The 215-nt window shown below is 70.7% G+C and carries 1 protein-coding gene; it reads right to left on the bottom strand.

Annotated elements, in window-relative coordinates:
• The coding region (locus tag EZI54_RS24315) for a condensation domain-containing protein (RefSeq protein WP_131484372.1) at positions 1 to 215 on the bottom strand (215 nt) is incomplete at both ends.

Raw genomic sequence — 215 nt, 5'->3', positions numbered from 1 at the left:
CCAGCGCCAGCGAGGCATGCTCGTGCGCCAACAGACCCGCCAGGCGACGCTGCGCCTGACCCACCGCCTCGGCCACCGATCCACTCAGCTCCAGCCGCAGCGGCAACGTGTTGATGAACATCCCCAGTGCTCGCTCGGCCACTCCGCCGTGACGGCCCAGCAACACCGTGCCGAACACCACGTCATCGCGACCCGACAGGCCGCCCAGCACCCGG

It is taken from the genome of Marinobacter halodurans (assembly GCF_004327985.1).
GTDB lineage: Bacteria > Pseudomonadota > Gammaproteobacteria > Pseudomonadales > Oleiphilaceae > Marinobacter_A > Marinobacter_A halodurans.
The sequence above is the reverse complement of the archived record's forward strand: the minus strand, read 5'-3'. Positions and strand labels throughout refer to the sequence as shown.